Here is a 22,147-nt window from a genome sequence, read left to right as displayed (position 1 = left end):
GGGACGGCCCGCCGACCAGCGGTCCGGCCCGAGGGCTACACTCCCTGCAGCGGACAGACGCCGTGACCGCTCGACGTGGGTCGCGGTACGGGCGTCGTCCGCACCGGCACCGGAAAGGTCACGCCCATGCCCGTCGTTTCCCCGCTCGTCTGGGGCGGCACGATCGTCCTCATCGCGGCGTTGCTCGCCTACGACTTCGTCTTCCACGTCCGCAAGGCGCACGTCCCGACGATCAAGGAGGCCGCGCGCTGGACGGCGCTGTACGTGATGATCGCGCTGACGTTCGGCCTGTGGATCTGGTTCCACCTCGGGGGGACCTACGCCGTCCAGTACTACGCGGGGTACATCACCGAGCTGAGCCTGTCGGTGGACAACCTGTTCGTGTTCCTCATCATCATGAGCTCGTTCAAGGTGCCCCGCGCCTACCAGCAGAAGGTGCTGATGTTCGGCATCGTGGTGGCCCTGGTGTTCCGGACGGCGTTCATCCTGCTGGGTGCGGTGGCCATCAACAGCTTCGCGTGGGTGTTCTACCTGTTCGGTCTCGTGCTGCTCGTCACCGCCGGCAACCTGCTCAAGCCGGAGGGCGACGAGGACGACGAGGAGTCCGGCGAGGCCAACAACATCGTGATCCGCCTCGCGAGGCGGTTCATGCACACGTCGGACCACTACGACCAGGACAAGGTCTTCACCGTCCAGAACGGCCGCAAGGTCTTGACCCCGATGGCCCTCGTCATGGTCGCCATCGGCGGCACCGACATCATGTTCGCCCTGGACTCGATCCCCGCCATCTTCGGCCTCACCCAGGTGACCTACCTCGTGTTCACCGCGGTGGCGTTCTCGCTGCTCGGCCTGCGCCAGCTCTACTTCCTCATCGACGGCCTGCTCGACCGCCTGATCTACCTCAAGTACGGCCTCGCCGCGATCCTGGCGTTCATCGGCGTCAAGCTCATCCTGCACGCCCTCCACGAGAACAACGTGCCGTTCATCAACGGCGGTGAGCCCGTCCACGTCGTCGAGGTCACCACCGAGCTGTCGCTGCTGGTGATCGTCGGCGCCCTGGTCATCGTCATCATCGCGTCGCTGTTCTCCCCCAAGGGCAAGGCGCTCACCACCATCAAGAACACCCGCCGCCACGCCCGGCAGTACCTCGACACGTCCTTCGAGGCGGACGCCGCGGTGCGCGAGCAGAACTACCTCCGGTTGCTCGAGGAGGAGGACGCCCTCCTGGCGCTGCCGCCCAAGGGCCGGCAGCTCATCCACGACGAGCAGGAGCTCCTGACCCTCCTGGACGACGCCCACGCCACCCACGACCGCTACATCGCCGCCAACCCCACCCGCTTCCCCACCGGCGACCCCACGGCCGGACGCCAGCGGCTCGACACCGAGGCCTACCGCACCGCCCTCGACAACCCGGACGCCCTCGAAGGCGCCAACCCCGAGGACTGACACCACACCCACCACCGCTGGAGGGGACCCGATGAACCGTCTGCTCAACGCCTTGGCGAAGAACGACCGCGTGAAGGAGTTCGCGCTCGGCTTCCCCCCGGCGCGGGCGGTCGTGGACCGCTTCGTGCCCGGGGAGACCACCGACGACGCCATCGCGACCGTGGCGCGGCTCCGCGACGCCGGGCTGTACGCCACGGTGGACCACCTCGGTGAGTACGCCGACCGTCCCGAGGCGGTCGAGGCCCAGGTGGCGGAGTACCTGACGTTGCTCGAGCGGCTCGGGGCGGCGTCCCTGACGAGCCACGCCGAGGTGTCCGTCAAGGCCAGCGCGCTGGGGCTGGGCCTGCCCGACGGTGAACGCGTTGCCCTGGAGAACGCGCGGCGCATCTGCGCGGCCGCGGACGCGGTGGGCACCACGGTCACGATCGACATGGAGGACCACCGCGACACCGACGCGACGCTGCGGCTGCTCGCGGCGTGCCGGGAGGACTTTCCCGCCACCGGCGGCGTCCTGCAGGCCATGCTGCACCGCACGCCCGAGGACTGCCGCCGGCTGTCGGGCCCCGGATCGCGCATTCGCCTGTGCAAGGGCGCCTACGACGAGCCGGCGTCCCTGGCGCACGCCACGACGCCGGCGATCCGGCAGGCGTACCTGCGGTGCCTGCGCATCCTGCTGCGTGGCGAGGGCCACCCGATGATCGCGACGCACGACCCGGTGCTCATCGAGGCGGCGCTGGGGTACCTGGAGCTGGTGGACCGGCCGCCGAACGCCCACGAGTTCCAGATGCTGTACGGCGTCCGGCCCGCCGAGGAGCGCCGCCTGGCCGCCGTCGGCCACCGCGTCCGGGTGTACGTGCCCTACGGCACCGACTGGTACGGGTACTTCATGCGGCGCCTCGCGGAGAAGCCCGCGAACCTCGCGCTGCTGGGACGGGCCCTGGTCGCGCGGCGCTGAGACCCCGGTTCCACCCCGGTCCCCCCTTGCCAGAGGTTGAATCCGGCCCGGTGATGCGACAGGCTGTGCCCGCACGCGCGGCGCCTGACCGCGCGCGAGCAAGAGAGGGGACGGCCATGGGCCTGTTCGACCTGTTTCGCCGCGAGAACGTGGCGGTCACCCGTTCGGCGCTCGACGAGGCCAACGATCCCGACGGCACCAGCGACTCGATCTCGCAGCTGATCCAGCAGCTCACCGGCGTGGGCATCGACGGCGTCGGCCCGTTCGACTCCGCGACCAAGGTGGCCCGCGACGCGCTGGCCCGCGAGAACGGCGACGTGGAGAAGGCCATCCGCCGCGTCCGCGGCCAGCACCAGCGCCTTGCCGGCGCCGGCGGTTTCATCACCAACCTCGGGGGCTTCGCGACCATGCTCGTCGCCGTGCCCGCCAACGTGTTCCAGTTCTACGTGCTGGCCACCCGCATGACGGCCGCCACCGCGCACCTGCGCGGCTACGACCTCTCCGACGACCGCATCCGGACGGCCGTCCTGCTGACCCTCGTGGGGTCGAACAGCACCGACATCCTGTCCCGGGCGGGGCTGCCGGTGACCGGCGGCGCCGCCGTCGCGTTCGCCAGCAGCTCGCTGCCGCGCGCCGCGCTCATGGTGGTGCAGAAGGCCGTCGGCTTCCGCATCCTGCGCACCGCCGGCACGCGGATCTTCTCCCGCGCCGGGCGGCTCGTGCCGGTGCTCGGCGGCGCCATCGGCGCCGGCGTCGACCTCGCGATGATGACGTCCATCGCCGACCAGGCCCACCAGGAGTTCCCGCCCCGCTGAGCCCTGCCCCCGGGGGTGCTGGCCCCGTGGAGACGCATTTGGACCCGAGGAAATGGCGCCATGGCGCCATTTCCTCGGGTCCAAATGCGATTCCCGGAAGCGTCAGAGGGACGCGGCGCGGTCCAACCCGGCGAGGACGTCGGCGACCAGGTCGTCGGCGTCCTCGATGCCGATGCTGAAGCGCACCAGGCCCGGGCGCAGCCCGGCGGCGGCCTGCACGTCCAGCGGCATGGCGGCGTGTGTCATCGACGACGGGTGGCACACCAGCGACTCCACGCCCCCCAGCGATTCGGCCAGGCTGTAACACGTCAGCCCGTTCACCAGTGCGGCGACGGCCGGCTCTCCCCCGGTGACCTCGAGCGACACGATGGCGCCGAAGCCGTCCATCTGCCGTGCCGCCAGCGCGTGGCCGGGGTGATCGGGCAACCCCGGGTAGTAGAGGCGGTCGACGGCCGGGTGCCCCGAGACGGCGGCCACGAAGGCCGCGGCGTTCTCCAGGTGCTGGCGCATCCGCACATGGAGTGTCCGCAGCCCCCGCAGGGTGAGGTAGGAGTCGAAACCCCCACCGGTGACGCCGAGGCAGTTCGCCCACCAGCGCAGTTGCTCGGCCAGCGTGGCGTCCGCGGCCACGGCGACGCCGCCGATGACGTCGGAGTGCCCGTTGAGGTACTTCGTCGAGGACTGCACGGCCACATCGGCGCCCCAGGCGAGCGGCTGCTGCACCGCGGGGGAGCAGAAGGTGTTGTCGACGGCGACGAGCGCGTCCACCGCGTGGGCGGCGGTGACGAGCGCACCGAGGTCGGAGATGCCGAGCAGCGGGTTCGAGGGCGTCTCGATCCACAGCAGGTCGGGCGCGACCTCGCGGACGCGAGCGGCGGCGTCCGGCGCCGTCAGGTCGGTGAGCTCCAGCGTGAACTGACCGCGGGAGGCGAGGGCGTCCAGCAGCCGCCACGTGCCGCCGTAGGCGTCGTGGGGGGCCACCACCGTGCCGCCGGTGGGCACGCAGGCGAACAGGGCGGTGGTGATCGCCCCCATGCCCGACCCGGTGACCACCGCGCCCGCCCCGCCGTCGAGCTCGGTGAGCGCGTCGGCCAGCAGGGAGCGTGTCGGGTTGGCCGAGCGGCTGTAGTCGAACGGGCCCGGCTGGCGCAGCCCGGCGAAGCGGTAGTTGGTCGACAGGTAGATCGGCGGCACGACCGACCGCTGGCCGGTGTCGCTGTCGATGCCGGAGCGCACCCCAGCGGTCGCGCGTGAGCGTGGCACGCTGCCTCCTCGAGCCGTTTCGCGTGGGGTCCCATCCTCCCCGACGGGCGGCGGGGCGCCAAACTTCGTCCACGCACCGCCCGTGGTGCTGGCGCGTCGCGCCGGGGCGGGGGTACCGTCCCGGCATGAAGCTCTCCGACGTGATCAAGAGCAAGGGCAACGCCGTCGTCACCCTTTCCCCCGACGCGAGCGTCGCCGACCTGGTGGCCCTCATGGCCGAGCACAACATCGGCGCGGTCGTGGTCTCGGCCGACGGCCACCACATCGACGGGATCGTCAGCGAGCGCGACGTCGTCCGCGGGCTCGCCGCCTCGGGCCACGGCATCGTGGACGCCACCGTGCGCGAGCTGATGACCGGCGAGGTCGTCACCGGTACGCCGGAGGACCCGATCGAGGAGACCGCCCACGTCATGACCGACAAGCGCGTCCGCCACATCCCGATCGTCGTCAACGGCGAGCTGGCCGCCCTGGTGTCCATCGGCGACGTCGTCAAGTACCGCATCGACCAGCTGACCGACGAGCGCAATCACCTCCTCGGCTACCTGCACACCTGACGTGGGGGTCGTCCGCACGGTCGTCTGGGTCGATGGCCTCGTCCAGGGTGTCGGTTTCCGCTGGTGGGTGGCCGGCGAGGCGGCGCGGCTCGGGGTCGTCGGCTCGGCCGAGAACCTCGCCGACGGCCGGGTGAGGGTGGACGCCCAGGGCCCGTCCGAGGCCGTGGACGCCCTCGTCGATGCGCTGATCGCGCCGGGGGGTGCGCGTGGGGGCGGACGCCGGCGTCCGGGCCACGTGAGCGGGCACCTGGTGGAGTCGCGGCGTCCCGATGATCGGCTGACCGACTTCACCACCGGCTGACCCGAGCCCACCCGAGCAGGCGCCGACCCATCCACAGCAAACACACAGCGGGTGCCCAGCCGCCACCCACAGGAAACGGACAGGATGGAGCCATGAGCAGCACTGAGCGCGAGCAGTTGACCCGTCCCGACGGTACCCCCATCCGCGTCCTGACCGTGGACGACGAACCCAGCCTCACCGAGCTGCTGAGCATGGCGATGCGCTACGAGGGGTGGGACGTGACGACCGCCGCGTCGGGCACGGGCGCCGTGCAGGCCGCGCGCGACGCGCGACCCGACGCCATCGTGCTCGACATGATGTTGCCGGACTTCGACGGCCTGGAGGTGATGCGACGCATCCGCACCGAGCAGCCCGACGTGCCCGTGATCTTCCTGACGGCCAAGGACGCGGTGGACGACCGCGTGCAGGGCCTCACCGCGGGTGGCGACGACTACGTGACCAAACCATTCAGCCTCGAGGAGCTGATCGCACGACTCCGCGGGCTGCTGCGTCGCTCGGGCGCGACGACGGCGCGTCCGGGGCCGGAACTGGTCGTGGGCGACTTGGTGCTCGACGAGGACTCCCACGAGGTGACCCGGGCCGGCGAACAGATCCAGCTCACCGCCACCGAGTTCGAGCTGTTGCGCTACCTGATGCGCAACCCGCGCCGGGTGCTCTCGAAGGCGCAGATCCTCGACCGCGTCTGGAACTATGACTTCGGCGGCCAGGCCAACGTGGTGGAGCTCTACATCAGCTACCTGCGCAAGAAGGTCGACGCCGGCCGGGACCCCATGATCCACACGCTGCGGGGCGCCGGCTACGTGCTGAAGCCGGCCGGGGCATGAGCCGCGCGGCCCGCGTCACACCGTTGGGGCGCGGCACGCTGGCCCGGCAACTGGTGCTGCGCACCACCGCGCTGGTGGCCGTGATCGCCGTCTTCCTCTCCGCGCTGACGGCGCTGGCCATGCACCAGATCCTGGAGAACCAGCTCGACCAACGGCTGGCCTCCTACGCGACGCGCGACTTCGGTGACGCCGACAACGACGGCCGCATCCGGCCCGGCCCGGGTGGCCCCGGCCAGACCGAGGGCCTGCTGGTGTTCGCCGTCCACGGCAGCCAGGTCGTGGGGTACGTGCAGGAGGACCAGAGCCGCGCCGCGCTGCCCGACGCCGCGCTGACGCAACTCACCGCGCTCGAGACCGGCCGCACGCCCCGCTCCGTGACGGTCGACGGCGTCGGTGGCTACCGGATCGTCGTGCTGGCCTCCGGCGACTCGCGGGTGGCCATCGGCCTGCCCACCGCTGAGCTGACCGCCTCCATGGTCTCCATCGTGGCCGCCGCGGCGCTGCTCACCGCCCTGGCCATCCTCATCGCCTTTCTCGCCGCCCGCCAGGTCGTGGAGCGCAGCCTCGTGCCGCTGGCGCGGCTCGCCGGCACCGCCCACCAGGTGTCGTCCATGCCGCTCGACTCCGGCGACGTGGCGCTCGGCGTCCGGGTGGCAGCGGCGGACACCGACGCGCGGAGCGAGGTGGGCCAGGTCGGCCTCGCGTTCAACCACATGCTCGACAACGTCGAAGGGGCGCTCGCGGCACGCCAGCGCAGCGAGACGAAGGTGCGCCAATTCGTGGCCGACGCCAGCCACGAACTGCGCAACCCGCTGGCCGCGATCCGGGGTTACGCCGAGCTGACCCGCCGCCACCGCGACGAGCTGCCCCCCGACACCGCACACGCCCTGACCCGCATCGACTCCGAGTCGGCGCGCATGTCGACGCTCGTCGAGGACCTCCTGCTGCTGGCCCGGCTCGATTCCGGGCCGAACGTCCAGCGCACCACGGTCGACCTCACCGAGTTGGTCGTCAACGCCGTGTCGGACGCCCAGGCGGCCGGCCCCGACCACGACTGGGCCGTCAGCGTGCCCGACGAGCCCGTCACCGCCGTGGCCGACCCCCACCGCCTGCACCAGGTGCTCGTCAACCTCTTCGCCAACGCCCGCACCCACACGCCGCCCGGCACGTCGGTACACACCAGCCTGACGGTCGAGGGCGACGACGTGGTGATCCGCGTCGCCGACGACGGCCCCGGCATCCCGGACGCCGTCCGCGCCACCTTGTTCGAGCGGTTCACCCGCGCCGACACCGCCCGGGTGCGTGCCAGCGGCACCTCCAGCACCGGGCTCGGCCTGGCCATCGTCGCTGCGGTCGTCTCCGCGCACGGGGGCACCGTGGCCGTCGAGTCCGGTCACGTCCGCGGCGCCACGTTCACCGTCCGCCTGCCCCGCGGGGCGTGAGGCCAGGGACGTGTCCGAGGGGCGACACGCCGTGTCCGTGCACCGGCCGCGTCCGGCCGACGCGCGGCTGCCCCACTAGCGTGTCCGATGTGATCGTGACGTTCACCGCGAACCCGAGCCTGGACCGGACGGCGCTGCTGGCCGGCCCGTTGGAGACCAGCGTGGTCAACCACGTGGTCTCCAGCTCGGCGCACCCGGGGGGCCGCGGCGTGCAGCTCTCCGGCACGGTGCACCGGGCCGGACGCCCCACGCTCGCCATCTTTCCCGCCGCCAGCAACGACCCGCTGGTCGCCGCCGTGCGCGCCACCGGCATCCCGTTCCGCACCATCCCCATCGGTCACCTGGCCCGCACGAACTTCACGATGGTGACCAGCGGGCTGTCCACGCTGATCCGCGAGCCGGGTCACCCACTGGCGCCCGAATCGGTGACCGCCATGGTGAGCACGATCATGGCGTCCAGCCCGGGTGCCGACTGGCTGGCGCTGTGCGGGTCGCTGCCCCCCGGGTCGCCCGCCGACCTCTACGTGCGGATGGGGCGCGCCGCCCACGGCGTCGGCGTCAAGGTCGCCGTGCAGACTTCCGGCGGCAGCCTCGACTCGGTGGTGTCCCACGCCGATACGGACGCCCCCGACCTGCTCACCATGAACATGCGCCAGTTCGCCGAGGTGACCGGCATCGACCTCACCGGCCTCGATGGCGACGATCGGGTGACCACGGCCGCCCGGCACATCCACGCCCTCACCGACGCGGGGCTGCCCCGCGTGCTGGTCACCCTGGCCGCCGACGGCGCGCTGCTCGCCACGCCCCACGGCCGGTGGTACGCGCGTTCGGAGGTCACCGCGACCGTCACGGCCATCGGACGCGGCGCCGCCGCGATGGGTGGTTACCTCATGGCCGAGATCGATGGGGCCGCCGAGCCCGAACGACTCCGCCAGGCCTTGGCCTACGCCACCGCGCGCAGCGGCAAGACCGGCTCGGAGGCCCCGAGCCCCGCCGACGCCGCCGCCATCGACGTCCTGGTGAGCGAGCTTCCCTCGTGAGCGGAGCTGCTGGGCTCCTGTGGTGAGCGGGTCACGACGCCCCACGGACCCCGGCTGACACTGACGCTCGTCACCTGCGCAGCGCGCGCAGGAGCCGCAGGCCCTTCGTCATCGTGGCCGCGAACTGCTCCTTGGTCTGCCCGGCGGGCGTGCCGAGGCCCAGGCCGCGCTGCGTGCCGACCGCCTGGGTCTCGGTGAACCGGAGCAGCCCCTCGGGCCCCTGCCGCCGGCCCAGACCCGAATCCCGCATGCCGCCCATCGGCGCGGCCATGGACGCGAACGTGGCCCCGATCGCCTCGTTGACGTTGACGGTGCCGGTGCGGATCCGGCTCGCCAGGGCGCGGCCGCGACGCTGGTCGGCGGTCCACACCGAGGCGTTGAGCCCGTGGACGGAGTCGTTGGCCAGGTCGACCGCCTCGTCTTCGCCGTCGAACGGGTACAGGGCCACCACGGGCCCGAACGTCTCCTCGCGCCAGCACGCCATGCCGGGGCGGACGCCCTCCAGGACGGTCGGCTCGTAGGACCAGGGCGCCAGATCGGGGCGCGCCCGGCCGCCCGTGAGCACCGTGGCGCCCTTGACCCGCGCATCCTCCACTGCGTCGGACACCTTGGCGAGCTGCGCCTCGCTCGTGAGGGTGCCCACATCGGGCTCCCAGGCCAGACCGACGCGCAGGTCGAGCGCGCGGACGGCCGCGACGAACCGGTCGCGGAAGTCGGCGTAGACCTCGCGCGCCACGTAGATCCGCTCGAAGCTGACGCACAGCTGCCCGGCGTTGGCGAAGCAGCCCCGCAGGGCACCGTCGACGGCGGCGTCCAGGTCGGCGTCCGCGCAGACGATCATGGGGTTCTTGCCGCCCAGCTCCAGCGATGCGCCGATGAGCCGCTGCCCCGCGCGGGCGGCCACGAGCCGGCCCGTGGGGGTGGAGCCGGTGAAACACACGTGGTCGGTGTGGTCGATGATCGCACCACCGATCACGTCACCGGGGCCGGCGACGATCTGCCAGGCGCCCTCGGGCACGCCGGCCTCGCGCAGCAACTCCAGACCGGCCAGGGCGCTGAGCATCGTCTGGGCGTCGGGCTTGGCGACCACGGTGTTGCCGGCCGCGAGGGCGGGCAGGCCGTCGCTGAAGCCCATGGTCAGGGGATAGTTCCACGGCGAGATGACCCCGACCACGCCCTTGGGGTGGTGGTGGACGTCGATGCGCGTGAGCACGGGGAACAGGCCCGGCCGGCGCTCCGAACGCAGGATGCGGGCCGCGTGCTGGCCGTAGTAGCGGGCCGTCATGGCGACGTGGAAGATCTCCTCGATCGCATCCCGGCGCGCCTTTCCGGTCTCGGCGACGATGAGATCGGCCAGCGGCGCCTGATGGGCCAGCAGCAGGTCGTGGAACTCCACCAGCCGCCTCCCCCGCGCCGCCGGGCCGAGCCCGGCCCACTCGGGCTGAGCTGCTTGTGCGACCGCGCAGGCCTGGGCGACGTCCGCCGGCGTCGACTGCGGGATCTCGGCGAGCGCGCTGGCGTCCAGCGGGGAGAAGGTGGCCCGGGTGGTGGCCCCCTCGGCGTGGACCAGCTGTGTGAGCCGGGCCACGGTCGCGGCGGGCAGGAGTCGGGTGGCAGAAACATGGGTCACGCCCCCACCCTAGGCGCGCCCTCCCGCGGGCCTTGGATCCGGCTCAGCCCGGATCGCCACGGACACACGATTCCAGCGCAGGATCTTCCACACGATCCCAGCACACGATGCGTGCGAAGGCCCTTGGGGGCCTGTTCGACGCATCGTGTGCTGGAATCGTGTGGAATGGGGGTGCACACGCCGACCCTGGAGGACCCATGACCACCCGCGCCGAACTCGCCCGCCTCGTCGACCACACGCTGCTCGCTCCCACGGCGACCCCCGCCGATGTCGCGGCCCTGGCTGCCGAGGCGGCCGACCTGGGCACCTACTCCATCTGCGTGTCCCCCTCGATGTTGCCGGTGGACGCCGACCTGGCCGAGGTGAAGCTCGCCACCGTGTGCGGCTTCCCGTCCGGCAAGCACACCGCCGCCACCAAGGCGGCCGAAGCGGCCGAGGCCGTGGCCCACGGAGCCGACGAGGTGGACATGGTGATCGACATCGGCCGCCTCCAGGCCGGCGACGCCGACCACACCGAGGCCGAGATCCGGGCGGTCCGCGAAGCCGCCCCCGCCCCGACGGTGCTCAAGGTCATCATCGAGTCGGCGGCGCTCAGCGACGAGGAGATCGTCGCGGCCTGCCGGGCCGCCGAGGCCGCCGGCGCCGACTTCGTCAAGACCTCCACCGGCTTCCACCCCACCGGCGGCGCCTCGGTGCACGCCGTCGAGCTGATGGCCGCCACGGTGGGCGGGCGGCTCGGGGTGAAGGCCTCCGGCGGCATCCGCGACTGGGAGACCGCCACGGCGATGGTGGCCGCCGGCGCCACCCGGCTCGGCCTCTCCGGCACCCGGGCGGTGCTCGACGGGGGCACTGCCGACGGCTACTGAGCCGTGCGCGACGAGGGGCCCGGACGCCGCGCGTCCGGGCCCCTCGGTTCGCTGAGCTCAGCTCACCGCTTCGCGCGCAGCGCCGCCTGGGCCGCCGCGAGGCGCGCGATCGGCACCCGGAAGGGCGAGCACGACACGTAGTCGAGCCCCACCGCGTCGAAGAACTCGATCGACGCCGGGTCACCCCCGTGCTCGCCACACACGCCCGTCTTGAGCTTCGCCTTGGTCTGGCGGCCCTTCTCGACCCCGATCTCCACCAACTGGCCCACGCCGGAGGTGTCGAGCGAGGCGAACGGGTTGGCCGCGATGACCTCGCCGTCCACGTAGGCCCCGAGGAAGCCGGCCTCCGCGTCGTCCCGGCTGATGCCGATGCCGGTCTGGGTGAGGTCGTTGGTGCCGAAGCTGAAGAAGTCGGCCTCGTTCGCGATCTCGTCGGCCACCAGGGCGGCGCGCGGGATCTCGATCATCGTGCCCACCGTGTAGTCCAGCGTCGCCCCGGCGCTCGCGAGCTCGTCCTCCACCGCCGCGACCACGATCTGGCGCTGGGTGCGCAGCTCGGACTCGAACGCGACCAGCGGAATCATGATCTCGACGCCGACGGTCTCGCCCTCGCGCTCCTGCACGGCGAGCGCCGCCCGGATGATCGCGCGCGTCTGCATGTCGGGGATCGACGGGTACAGCATCGCCAGCCGGCAGCCGCGGGTGCCGAGCATCGGGTTCTGCTCGTGCAACTTCTTGACCTGGGCGAGCGTGACGCGCTCGGCCTCCAGCTCGGACGCGTCGCCACCCGTGAGCTCCAGCTTCTGCACGAGCAGGCTCTGCTCGACGAGGTTGGGCAGGAACTCGTGCAGCGGCGGGTCGAGCAACCGGACGGTGACCGGCAGCCCCTTCATGGCCGTGAAGATGGCCTCGAAGTCCTTCTGCTGCATCGGGAGGATCTCGGCCAGCGCGGCGGCCCGCTGGTCCTCGTTGTCGGCGAGGATCATCTTGCGCACCGCGGGCAGCCGGTCGGCCGCCATGAACATGTGCTCGGTGCGAGCCAGGCCGATGCCCTCGGCGCCGAGCTCGCGGGCCTTCGAGGCGTCCTCGAAGTTCTCCGCGTTGGCGCGGACGCCGAGGCGCCGGGCCTCGTCGGCCCACGCACCCACCTTCTGGAAGTCCTCGTTGATGTCCGGCGGCACCAGCTCCAGCGCGCCGGCGAACACCTCGCCCGTCGATCCGTTCAGGGTGAGCACGTCGTCGCGGCCGTAGGTGGTGCCGTTGATCGACACCTTCTCCCCGACGGGGTCGATCTTGATGCCGGGCGCACCGGCGACGCAGGTGATGCCCATGCCGCGCGCCACCACCGCCGCGTGCGAGGTCATGCCGCCGTGCGCGGTGAGGACGCCCTGGGCGACCATGACGCCGTGGATGTCGTCGGGCGTCGTCTCGTACCGGACGAGGATGATCTTCTCGCCCTTGCCGCCCCGCTCGGCGGCGTCGTCGGCGTTGAACGAGAGCGCCCCCACCGCCGCGCCGGGTGACGCGGGCAGGCCCTTCACGATCGCGGTCTGCCCGTGCTCGGGGTCGATGCCCGGGTGGAGGAGGGCGTCCAACTGCGCCGGCTCGACGCGCAGCAAGGCCTCCTCGGTGGTGATCAGCCCCTCCTCGACCATGTCGACGGCCGTCTTGACGGCGGCGGCGGCCGTCCGCTTGCCGTTGCGGGTCTGCAGCATGTAGAGCTTGCGATCCTCGATCGTGAACTCCATGTCCTGCATGTCCTTGTTGTGCTGCTCGAGCTTCGTCATCGTCGCGAGCAGCTCGGCGAACGCCTCCGGCAGCACCTCCTCCATCTCCGCGAGGTTGCGCGGCGTGCGGATGCCCGCCACCACGTCTTCGCCCTGGGCGTTGGTGAGGAACTCGCCGTAGAGCTCCTTGCCGCCGGTGGAGGGGTTGCGGCTGAAGCAGACGCCGGTCGCGGACGTCTCACCGCGGTTGCCGAACACCATCTGCTGCACGTTCACGGCGGTGCCGAGGTTGCGGCTGATGCCCTGGCTCTTGCGGTACACCTCGGCGCGCGGGTTGAGCCAGCTCTTGAAGACTGCGTTCACCGCACGCAGGAGCTGCTCGCGCGGGTCGGTCGTCCAGTGGCCGCCCAGAGCCTCGTTGGCGAGATCCTTGAACTCGGCCGTGAGCTCGCGCAGGTCGTCGGCGGAGAGATCGGTGTCGAGCTCCGCCCCCTTGCGCTCCTTCATCTCGGTCAGCGCGTCCTCGAAGACGTGCGGGGCGATGCCCTCGACGACCTCGCCGTACATCTGGATGAAGCGGCGGTAGCAGTCCCACGCGAAGCGCTCGTTGTCGGCGAGCCCGGCGACGGCGTCCACCGTCTCGTCGGAGATGCCCAGGTTGAGGATCGTGTCCATCATGCCGGGCATGGAGAACACGGCGCCGGACCGGACGGACACGAGCAGCGGGTTCTCGGCCGAGCCGAGCTTCTTGCCGGTGCGCTCCTCCAGACGCGCGAGGCCGTCGGCGACCTGCTGGTCGAGCCCCTCGGGCCAGTCCCCGCCGTTGTTCATGGCGGCCACGCACGCCTGCGTGGTCACGGTGAACGCGTCCGGAACGGGCACCCCGATCTTCGCCATCTCGGCGAGATTGGCACCCTTGCCACCGAGCAGGGGCTTCAGCGAGATGTCTCCCTCGCTGAGGTCGTAGACGTACTTCGTCTCGGTCATCTGAACAGGTCACTCCTTCGTGCTCCGCCACGCCTCTGTGCGCGGGTCCCGTCGGCCGCCGGTGGGAGCAACCCGGCGGGCGTGTGACCCGGGGCCCACGGTAGTCGGTTCGCCCCGGCCGCCGCGAAACCCGCGTGACCTTCCATCAGGTGGACAGGCCCGGGCACGGAGCCACGGCCAAACGAAGGCAACCGCAACCGTCTTTTTCGTCACCTCTACTACACTCGGTCGTATGAGCGTGGACCCGGTTGCTTCACTGATCCTTGATGAGGCCGGGCCGCTCAGCGGGCGCGTGTTCGTGCTCGACGACGTGGACGGCGCCCTGACGCGCGAGGCCGTCCGCCAGGGCGCCGACGTCCGCGCCTGGTGCGACGACGTCCGCGACCAGGCCCAGCTCCCCCGCGCCCATGTCTTCGACGGGCTCGGCTCGGAGGACTGGGTGCCCGACACCGTGTTGTGGCGGCTCCCCAGGGCCGTGTCCGCGGTGGAGGACACCGCCGAGACCCTCGCCTGCTGGCTCCGACCCGCGGGCCGGGTCGTCGCCGGCGGACGCACCAAGCACATGACCCCCGCCCAGAACGACGCCCTCGGCCGCGCATTCCACGACGTGCGGGCCAGCCTCGGACGCCAGAAGTCCCGCGTGATCCACGCCACCGGCGCCCACCCCGTCCACCCACGCTGGCCGATGCGCCGCCACCTCCCCGAGGTCGACCTCACCGTCGTCGCGCGCGGCAACGTCTTCCACACCAACCGGCTGGACGACGGCACCCACCTGCTGCTGCGCACCCTCGGCCGCATCCTCCCCCCACCCACCGGGCCGACCCCGCCCCCCACGCGCGGCATCGCGATCGACTTCGGCTGCGGCTCGGGCATCATCGCCGCCTGGCTGGCCGTCCGTGGCTTCGCCGTCTCCGGCATCGACGTCTCCCAGCAGGCCCTGCAATCCACGCGGATGACCGCCGCCGTCAACCACGTCAGCGTCGGCACCCGCCGTTCGGACGGCTTCGGGCGGACGCCGGCCGGCGGCGCCGACCTCATCGTGAGCAACCCGCCGTTTCACCGCGGCGCCGCCAAGGACTCCACCCCATCGCTGGAGATGATCGAACGCGCCGGTGACGTGCTGCGCCCCGGTGGTGAGCTGTGGCTGGTGTTCAACAGCCACCTGCCCTACCTGCCCGCCCTGCGGCGCCACGTCGGCGTCACCACCATCGAGGCCCGGGACCGCACCTACCTCGTGACCCGCTCCCTCAAACAGCCCGAATCCCCCGAAGTCTGAGCACCCCGCCCGGACGCCGACCCGCGTGGGTGCGTCCACTGGTGGTCTCGGCGGCCGTCGCGGCGGCGTTCGGGCTGATGGCGCTCGCGCTCACCGGGGCGTCGTTGGCGAGGTGGGTCGTCGCCTTCGTGCCGTTGCTGGCCCCCGCCCTCGTCCTGGCGGCCCGGCGGCGGGAGCGGTCGGTGACCGGGGGCGCGCTGACCGTCGCGGCGGCGTCCGTCATGGCCGCCGTGGCCGCCCAACCCGACCCGTTCGCCTGGCCGAGCGCCCCCGACGCGGGCGCGACGCTGGTCGCGGTGCTGGGGTCGTTCGCCTACTTCTTCGGCACCGTCTGGTACGTGAAGACGACCATCCGCGAGCGCGGCTCGCGCGCGTACCTGGCGGCGTCCCTGGCCTGGCACGGGGCTGCCACGCTGCTCGCCGCGGGGTTGGCGTCCGCCGGCGTCCTGCCCGTCTGGTGGGCGGTGTTCTTCGCCGCCGCCACCGCCCGCGCCGCGGTGGTGCCGCGCCGCGTCCCGGCGTTGACGCCCCCACAGATCGGCCTGATCGAGATCGGGTTCTGTGCCGTGTTGGTGGCCTGTTTCGCCTGGTGGTGAGCCGCGAGGCGCTACCTTGCTCGCATGACCTCGGCGCGGCGGACCACGTGGGCCTTCGCCGTGGGCACGCTCGGGCGCGACTTCGTCTACACGATGGTCACGATGTTCCTGATCGTGTTCCTCACCGAGGTGCTCGACCTGGACGATGTGACGATGTGGGCCGTCAACGGCATCCTGCTGGCGGCGCGCCTGTTCGACGCGTTCACCGACATCATCATGGGCGGCATCGTCGACAACACGCGAACGCGCTGGGGGCCCTACAAGCCGTGGATCGCCGCCGGCATCGTGGCGTCGTCGGTGTTCGCGGTGCTGTTGTTCACCGATCTCGGGCTGCGGGGGCCGGCGTTCGTCGCGTTCTTCGCGGTGGTCTACCTGGGGTGGGGGCTGGCGTGGACGACCAACGACATCCCCTACTGGTCGTTGCTGCCGGCGCTGACCCTGGATCCCGGCGAGCGGGAGCGCATCGGTTCGCTCACGAAGGTCTTCGCCACGATCGGGTTGTTCGCCGCCGTCACCTCGGTGATCCCGGCGACGGCGGCGCTGGGCGGTGGCCCCGGGGCGTGGACGACCTTCATGGTGGTGGCCGTGCTCGCCACCATCGCGTTCCAGGCGGTCACGCTGGTCGGGGTGAGGCAGCCCGCCCACGTCCTGCCGCAGCAGCGCACGACGCTGCGCGAGCTGGCGTCCATCGTGCTGGGCAACGACCAGCTGGTGGTGACGTCGGTCACGATGATCCTGTTCACGACGGGGTACGTGACCACCACGACCTTCGGGGTCTACTTCTTCACCTACGCCTACCGCGACCCGGGCATGTACACCCCGTTCGCGGCGGTGCTGGGGGTGGCGCAGTTGCTGGGGTTCGCGCTGTTCCCGCTGCTGCGCCGGCGCCTGACCCGCCGCCAGCTGTTCACGACCGCCATGGCGATGTGCGTGGCCGGCTACGTGCTGTTCTTCTTCGCGCCGATGAACATCGTGCCCATCGGCATCGCCGGGCTGCTGCTGTTCGTCGCCAACGCGTTCATCGTGCTGCTCGTCATGATGGCGCTGACCGACTGCATCGAGTACGGCCAGTGGCGCACCGGACGCCGCAACACCGCGGTCACCTTCGCGCTGCAGCCGTTCATCAACAAGGTGGCCGGCGCGCTCGCGACAGCCGTGGTGGGCGCCACCGTGATCCTGACCGGCATCAACGCGGCGGCGACGCCGGACGACGTGTCGGCCGGGGGCCTGCTCGGCATGCGGATCATGATGATGGTCATCCCCATGCTGCTCGTCGTGGCCGCGTACCTCGTGCAGCGGCGCTGGTTCCGCATCGACGAGGCGTTCCACGCCCGCATCGTCGCCGACCTCGCCGAGCGCGGGGAGCTCGACCCCGCCTGAGTGGCATTGGGATCCCGCCCGCATGGGATGGGGATGCCGCCCGCATGGCGTTTGGACCCGAGGAAATGGCGCCATGGCGCCATTTCCTCGGGTCCAAATCCCAGGTGCGGCGGGTGCCCGTAGGCTTCCGGGCATGCGTCCTGACCAGCTCGAGTTGCTCCTGACCCCCTGTGCCCCCGCCGTCCACCCCGACGGCACGTGGGCCGTCGTCGCCGCCACCCGGCCCAGCTTCGCCGCCGACGCCTACGTCGGCCAGCTGTGGCGGGTCGACCTCAGCGGCACCGACGCGCCCCGCCGCCTCACCCGCGGCGTCAACGACGCCACCCCCCGGTTCAGCCCGGACGGCCGGCTCCTCGGCTTCCTGCGCGGCGACGCCGACGGCCGCCCGCAGGTGTTCGTCGTCCGCACCGACGGCGGCGAGGCCGCCCAGGTCACCACCGCCCCGATGGGCGTGGGCGCCTTCTGCTGGTCGCCGGACGCCGGCCGCATCGCGTTCGTCGCCCGCGTCGCCGAGGAGGGCCGCTACGGCACCGTCGACGGCGTCTCCCCCGCCCAGGAGGATCCCCGCCACCTCGCGGGCAACCAGATCCAGGCCAACGGACTCGGCTGGTCCACCGACCGGCGCCGCCGGTTGTTCGTCGTCGACGTGCCCGACCCGGACGCCGAGCCGCCCATCACACCCGTCGGACGCGCCGCCGCGGCCGTCGATGCCGACACACCGTTCTCGCCCGTCCCCACGGCGACCGAGCTGACCACGGGCGCCTTCGACGCCACCGATCCGGTCTTCAGCCCGGACGGTGCGTCGATCCTCTTCACCTCCGCCCGGGAGGCCGACCGGGACGAGACGCTGCGCACGGGAATCCACCGCGTCCGGCTCGCCGATGCCGCCCCGAAACCCGACGACGCGAACACGCCGGCCCCGGTCGAGCCCGTGGCCGTGGACGCGCGGCTCACGTTCGACCACGCCACCCCTTCCCGCGACGGCGCCACCCTGTTCTGCCTGGGCAGCGACCTCGGCGAGTCCGGGCTCGACTTCGTCGCCACCAACCAGGCGCTGTACGCCACCCCCGTCGACGGCGGGGAGCCGCGCCGCCTCACCGATCCGGCGACGGTCGAGTTGGCCAGCGCCCCGGTTCCGGTCGGCGACGACGCGGTGCTCGTGATCGCCGCGCAGCGCGGCACGTCCACGCTGCTCCGCGTGAGGGCCGACGGCACCGTCACCACCCTGCACGAGGGCCACCCGACCGTGCTGTGGGCCGAGCCGGTACCCGGGTCGGACGCCGTCGTCGCGACGGTCACCGACGTCGACACCCCCGGGGAGGTGGCACGCATCGACGGCGGCGGCGTCCGCCTGCTCACCGACTTCGCCGCCGGCCTGCGCGAGGCGACCACGATCGTCGAGCCGCGGGAGCTGGTGAGCACCTCACCGGACGGCCACCCCGTGCACGGCTGGACGCTCGTGCCCGAGGGCGAGGGGCCGCACCCGGTGCTGCTCACCATCCACGGCGGGCCCTACGCCAGCTACCCGAGCACCTTCTTCGACGAGTGGCAGGTGTTCGTGGCGGCCGGGTACGCGGTGGTCGCCTGCAATCCGCGCGGCGCGGCCGGTTATGGCGAGGAGCACGGCGCCGCGATCCGGTACGCCTTCGGTGACCTGGACATGACCGACGTCCTCGGCTTCCTCGACCACGCGACCGCGACCGTCCCGGGCCTGGACGCCGACCGCGTCGGCATCATGGGCGGCAGTTACGGCGGCTACCTGACGGCCTGGATCATCGCTCACGACCACCGGTTCGCCGGGGCGATCGTGGAGCGTGGGTTCCTCGACCCGGCGTCGTTCCTGGGGGCGTCCGACATCGGCTGGTTCTTCATGCCGCAGTACAACGGTGCCGACCTCGAGCAGCAGAACCGGCAGTCGCCGACGTTGCTGACCCACCAGGTGCAAACGCCGACGTTCGTCGTGCACTCCGAGCTCGACCTGCGCTGCCCCCTCGCGCAGGGGTTGCGCTACTACGCGTCGCTGAAGAGCCACGGGGTCGAGGCCGAGCTGCTCGTCTTTCCCGGCGAGAACCACGAGCTGTCGCGCTCGGGCACGCCGTGGCACCGGCGGCAGCGGTTCGAGAAGATCCTCGACTGGTGGGACAGGCACCTGCCCGTGTCGGCTGCTCGGGGGCGCGAGTAGGCTCCCAGGGGTGAGGAGTCCGGGCCGCACTCGGGCCACGGCGGTGGCCGTCCCGCTGTCCGTCGCCGTGGCGACGGTGGTGGGCGTCGCCGCCTGCGCTCCCCTGGCCTCCCCGGCGCCGAGCCCCAGCACCCCACCGCCGCCCGCGACCGCGTCGCCGACACCGTCCGCGTCCCCCTCGCCGGCGGAGGCCACGGTCGATCTCACCGAGCCCGGCGTCGCTCGCGCGGTGGTGGACGAGCTGCTGGCCGCGTCCGGCGCGCGCCGCGCGATCATGGTGTCGGTGTCGCGCACCGAGGCGTCCGTCGCCGTCGTGGAGGACGGCGTGGCCCAGACGTGGGCCTACCGCGACGGCACGATCGCGCCGGTGCAGTCCGACATCCACAACGTCGACCAGGCGACGTTCGTGCCGGACGACTACGCCCTGGACGACGTGGGCGCCCTGTTCCGCGCGGGCGTCGCGGTGTCGGGGTCCGACGCGGGGCAAGAGCTCCAGATCGTGGAGTACTCCGGCGGCCAGGTCTCCATGACCGTGACGACCAACCCGGAGTCACGCACCGTGTTCTTCCACCCCGACGGCACGCTGGTGCCGACGCTCGACTTCACCTCGGGCGACGGCGTCCGCACCGCCTACGAGGCCGCGGTGGGCCGGCGGGGCAGCGTGCTGCAGCTCGGCTTCGGCTCCGACCTCGGGGTGTACGCCGATGTCGTCGGCGACGAGCCGGGCACGATCACCCGGCACCAGCGCCCGGCCCGCACGCCGGTCATCGTGACCCAGCGCACCGAGGCGACCACGCTGCGGCCCTTCGACCCCGCGCTGGTCGACCCCGACGTGGTGTGGCAGGTGGTGGACGCCCGCCGCGACGCCGGGGCCTACACCTACGACCAGCCGTGGAGCTGCCTCGTCGACCGCCGCGAGGGCACCACCGCGCCGCGGTTGCACTGCACGATCGGCAGCGACACCGTGACCACGGATCTCACGGGCAGGCCCCTCCCCGGCTGACTGGCTCCCCGGCTGACCGGCCGGGCGCGGCGTCCGGCGGCGGACCGTCAGCCCATCGCCCCCGCGGAGAACGTGTTGCAGCGGTTCGGGTCGCCGGTCTCGTACCCCGTCCACAGCCACTGCTTGCGCTGTTCGGAGCTGCCGTGCGTCCAGTTCTCGGGCGTGACCGTGCCCTGCATGGTTTCCTGGATGTGGTCGTCGCCGACCGTCTCGGCCGCGTCGATGGCCCGGTTGAGGTCGTCCTGGGTGATCTGCGCGATGGGCCCGTCGGGGTCGTTGTCGGCGAACCGGAACCACACGCCGGCGTAGCAGTCGGCCTGCAGCTCGAGCCGCACGGCCGGGGAATCCGGGCCGGTCGTCTGCCCCTGGCGCTGCACCTGCTCCATCGTCCCGGTCAGGTTCTGGATGTGGTGGCCATACTCGTGGGCGATCACGTAGGCCTCGGCGGCGTAGCCACCCTCGGCCCCGAGCTGCGCCAACAATCCCTCGAAGAACGACGTGTCGAGATACACGTACTGGTCGGCCGGGCAGTAGAACGGGCCGACATCGGAGGTGGCCTGGCCGCAGGCCGTCTGCACGCCCTGGCTGAAGGTGCGCGTCTCGGTGACCTGGTAGCCCGGCAGCGCCTGCGTCCAGTAGGCCTGGATGGAGTTCGTGTAGGCCACCCACCGGCACTCCGGGTTGGCCTCGATGTCGGCCCCCGTCTCACAGTCGGCGTAGGCGTCGGTCGTGCCTGCCCCCGAGCCGGTGCCGGTGGAGCCGCTCGTGCCGGTCGTCGTGCCCGTGCCCCCGCCCAGCAGGTCGCCCGGGTTGAAGCCGAACAACAGGGCGAGGATCACGATGATGATGCTCGCGCCGCCGCCCACGGCGATGCCGCCGCCGCGCCCGCTGCGGCCGCCGCCCCCGGAGGAGCGCACCTGCGACGAATCCAGGCGGGCATTGCGATTGAACTGCACCGTTGTCCTCCTCGGTCGGGCTCAGTGCTCGGAGCATAGCTGCTCGCCGCGGCACGACACCATGCCCCGCGCGGGTGGCACCACGCCGCCCGGAGGTGTTTGGTTCAGCCGCACGGGCGCGCCAAGATGGGACGGGTGCAGATCGTGGGTGTGGAGGTTCCGGGTGGAAACCCCGCCCTCAGCACCTTGCTCGGCCACGGGCAGGACCCCTACCAGCTGGCCTGGGAGGAGGGTTACCGCGTCCTGCGCCCGCTGAGCGCCACCGGCATGGTGGACGACCTGACCGTCACCCTCCTGGTGATGCCGCACCGACGCCCCATCACCCCCCGCGGCCCGCAACGCACCCGGACGACCCTCCGCAAGGACGAGCCGGTCGTGGACCCCGTCGTCCGCCAACGGCTGGCCGCCTACGCGATCGTGGTGTCCGACCGCGGGGTGCTCGCCACCGAGTTCTCCGACCGGACCGCCGTCCCCGGCATGTGGGGCCTGCCCGGCGGCGGCATCGATCCCGGCGAGAACCCGGCGGCCACCGTGCAGCGAGAGGTGTTCGAGGAGACGGGCCAGGACATCGAGGTGGTCCGCTTCCTCGATCTCCAGTCCGACCACTGGATCGGTCACTCCCCCACCGGCGTCGTCGAGGACTTCCACGCCGTCCGCCTCATCTATGCCGCCCACTGCCACCACCCCGCCGATCCGGTCGTCCACGACGTCGGCGGGACGACGTCCGGCTCCCGCTGGGTACCGGTGGACGCCCTGCGCGACGTCGACTGGATCAACGGCTCCCGCGCCCTGCTCGGCAAGCACGCCAAGGCCGTCCTGCACGGGTGGCGCACGCGCTGAGGCGCGAACGCCGACGGCCCCCGCACCACGAGGGTGCGGGGGCCGTCTGCGTACCGGGAACGCT

19 protein-coding genes are annotated in these 22,147 nt (G+C 72.1%); 15 read left to right on the top strand and 4 right to left on the bottom strand.

The genetic code is table 11. The annotated features are described in order from the left end of the window. Positions 1-126 precede the first annotated feature (126 nt). The 3 genes from PCC79_RS03430 to PCC79_RS03420 all read left to right on the top strand — a co-directional run bounded on the left by PCC79_RS03430 (position 127) and on the right by PCC79_RS03420 (position 3,216). Positions 127-1,446, top strand: a complete 1,320-nt coding sequence (locus PCC79_RS03430; protein ID WP_342373004.1) for a TerC family protein — start codon at positions 127-129, stop codon at positions 1,444-1,446. A gap of 31 nt (positions 1,447-1,477) precedes the next feature. Continuing rightward, positions 1,478-2,401 (top strand): proline dehydrogenase family protein, encoded by a 924-nt coding sequence (locus tag PCC79_RS03425; RefSeq protein ID WP_342373003.1) that lies wholly within the window; start codon positions 1,478-1,480, stop codon positions 2,399-2,401. Between the two features lie 116 nt (positions 2,402-2,517). Next, positions 2,518-3,216 (top strand): EcsC family protein, encoded by a 699-nt coding sequence (locus PCC79_RS03420; protein ID WP_232549616.1) that lies wholly within the window; start codon positions 2,518-2,520, stop codon positions 3,214-3,216. A 102-nt stretch (positions 3,217-3,318) separates the two neighbouring features. On the opposite strand, the gene PCC79_RS03415 is transcribed toward PCC79_RS03420, so the two are convergent. Continuing rightward, positions 3,319-4,479, bottom strand: a complete 1,161-nt coding sequence (locus PCC79_RS03415; protein WP_342373002.1) for a trans-sulfuration enzyme family protein — start codon at positions 4,477-4,479, stop codon at positions 3,319-3,321. Between the two features lie 125 nt (positions 4,480-4,604). Between PCC79_RS03415 and PCC79_RS03410 the strand changes: the two genes are divergently transcribed. The 5 genes from PCC79_RS03410 to PCC79_RS03390 all read left to right on the top strand — a co-directional run bounded on the left by PCC79_RS03410 (position 4,605) and on the right by PCC79_RS03390 (position 8,640). Further along, positions 4,605-5,033: a CBS domain-containing protein gene (locus tag PCC79_RS03410; protein ID WP_232549614.1), complete on the top strand. Its 429-nt coding sequence runs from the start codon at positions 4,605-4,607 to the stop codon at positions 5,031-5,033. A 1-nt stretch (position 5,034) separates the two neighbouring features. Continuing rightward, positions 5,035-5,334: an acylphosphatase gene (locus PCC79_RS03405; RefSeq protein WP_232549613.1), complete on the top strand. Its 300-nt coding sequence runs from the start codon at positions 5,035-5,037 to the stop codon at positions 5,332-5,334. Positions 5,335-5,426: 92 nt separating this feature from the next. Continuing rightward, positions 5,427-6,158, top strand: coding sequence for a response regulator transcription factor (locus PCC79_RS03400; RefSeq protein ID WP_232549612.1), 732 nt, complete (start codon positions 5,427-5,429; stop codon positions 6,156-6,158). Next, a complete protein-coding gene (locus PCC79_RS03395; protein WP_232549611.1) occupies positions 6,155-7,600 on the top strand; it encodes a sensor histidine kinase in 1,446 nt (481 codons plus the stop codon). Before PCC79_RS03400 ends, PCC79_RS03395 begins: the two co-directional genes overlap by 4 nt. 80 nt (positions 7,601-7,680) lie before the next feature. Beyond that, positions 7,681-8,640 (top strand): 1-phosphofructokinase family hexose kinase, encoded by a 960-nt coding sequence (locus PCC79_RS03390; protein ID WP_232549610.1) that lies wholly within the window; start codon positions 7,681-7,683, stop codon positions 8,638-8,640. Between the two features lie 70 nt (positions 8,641-8,710). Here PCC79_RS03390 and PCC79_RS03385 read toward each other — a convergent pair whose 3' ends face one another. Beyond that, positions 8,711-10,270, bottom strand: coding sequence for a succinic semialdehyde dehydrogenase (locus PCC79_RS03385; RefSeq protein ID WP_232549609.1), 1,560 nt, complete (start codon positions 10,268-10,270; stop codon positions 8,711-8,713). Positions 10,271-10,467: 197 nt separating this feature from the next. On the opposite strand from PCC79_RS03385, the gene deoC reads away from it, so the two are divergent. After that, entirely contained in the window at positions 10,468-11,136 is a 669-nt protein-coding gene (deoC, locus tag PCC79_RS03380) for a deoxyribose-phosphate aldolase (RefSeq protein WP_342373000.1), read from the top strand. A 62-nt stretch (positions 11,137-11,198) separates the two neighbouring features. Here the strand turns inward: deoC and ppdK are convergent, their stop codons facing one another. Next, positions 11,199-13,850 carry a pyruvate, phosphate dikinase gene (gene ppdK / locus PCC79_RS03375; RefSeq protein ID WP_232549607.1) on the bottom strand — a complete coding sequence of 884 codons (2,652 nt, stop codon included), beginning with the start codon at positions 13,848-13,850 and terminating at the stop codon, positions 11,199-11,201. Between the two features lie 232 nt (positions 13,851-14,082). Here ppdK and PCC79_RS03370 point away from each other — a divergent pair, with 232 nt between their 5' ends. The 5 genes from PCC79_RS03370 (at position 14,083) to PCC79_RS03350 (ending at position 20,287) form a co-directional block, all read left to right on the top strand. Then, positions 14,083-15,126 carry a class I SAM-dependent methyltransferase gene (locus PCC79_RS03370; protein ID WP_342372999.1) on the top strand — a complete coding sequence of 348 codons (1,044 nt, stop codon included), beginning with the start codon at positions 14,083-14,085 and terminating at the stop codon, positions 15,124-15,126. Next, complete coding sequence (locus PCC79_RS03365) at positions 15,111-15,722, top strand: YwiC-like family protein (protein WP_342373588.1); 612 nt, start codon at positions 15,111-15,113, stop codon at positions 15,720-15,722. The genes PCC79_RS03370 and PCC79_RS03365 overlap by 16 nt, the downstream gene beginning before the upstream one ends. A gap of 24 nt (positions 15,723-15,746) precedes the next feature. Further along, positions 15,747-17,102 (top strand): glycoside-pentoside-hexuronide (GPH):cation symporter, encoded by a 1,356-nt coding sequence (locus PCC79_RS03360; RefSeq protein WP_342372998.1) that lies wholly within the window; start codon positions 15,747-15,749, stop codon positions 17,100-17,102. A 133-nt stretch (positions 17,103-17,235) separates the two neighbouring features. Next, positions 17,236-19,284, top strand: coding sequence for a S9 family peptidase (locus PCC79_RS03355; protein WP_342372997.1), 2,049 nt, complete (start codon positions 17,236-17,238; stop codon positions 19,282-19,284). Positions 19,285-19,294: 10 nt separating this feature from the next. Further along, entirely contained in the window at positions 19,295-20,287 is a 993-nt protein-coding gene (locus tag PCC79_RS03350) for a hypothetical protein (protein ID WP_232549603.1), read from the top strand. A 47-nt stretch (positions 20,288-20,334) separates the two neighbouring features. On the opposite strand, the gene ypfJ is transcribed toward PCC79_RS03350, so the two are convergent. Further along, positions 20,335-21,243, bottom strand: a complete 909-nt coding sequence (gene ypfJ, locus PCC79_RS03345) for a KPN_02809 family neutral zinc metallopeptidase (protein ID WP_232549602.1) — start codon at positions 21,241-21,243, stop codon at positions 20,335-20,337. Between the two features lie 135 nt (positions 21,244-21,378). Between ypfJ and PCC79_RS03340 the strand changes: the two genes are divergently transcribed. Beyond that, positions 21,379-22,083 carry an NUDIX hydrolase gene (locus PCC79_RS03340; RefSeq protein WP_332836197.1) on the top strand — a complete coding sequence of 235 codons (705 nt, stop codon included), beginning with the start codon at positions 21,379-21,381 and terminating at the stop codon, positions 22,081-22,083. Positions 22,084-22,147: the final 64 nt, after the last annotated feature.

This window comes from Propioniciclava soli (genome assembly GCF_038502305.1).
Lineage (GTDB): Bacteria > Actinomycetota > Actinomycetes > Propionibacteriales > Propionibacteriaceae > Propioniciclava > Propioniciclava soli.
Note: the sequence above shows the minus strand (reverse complement) of the source record. Positions and strands in the feature narration are given on the sequence as shown.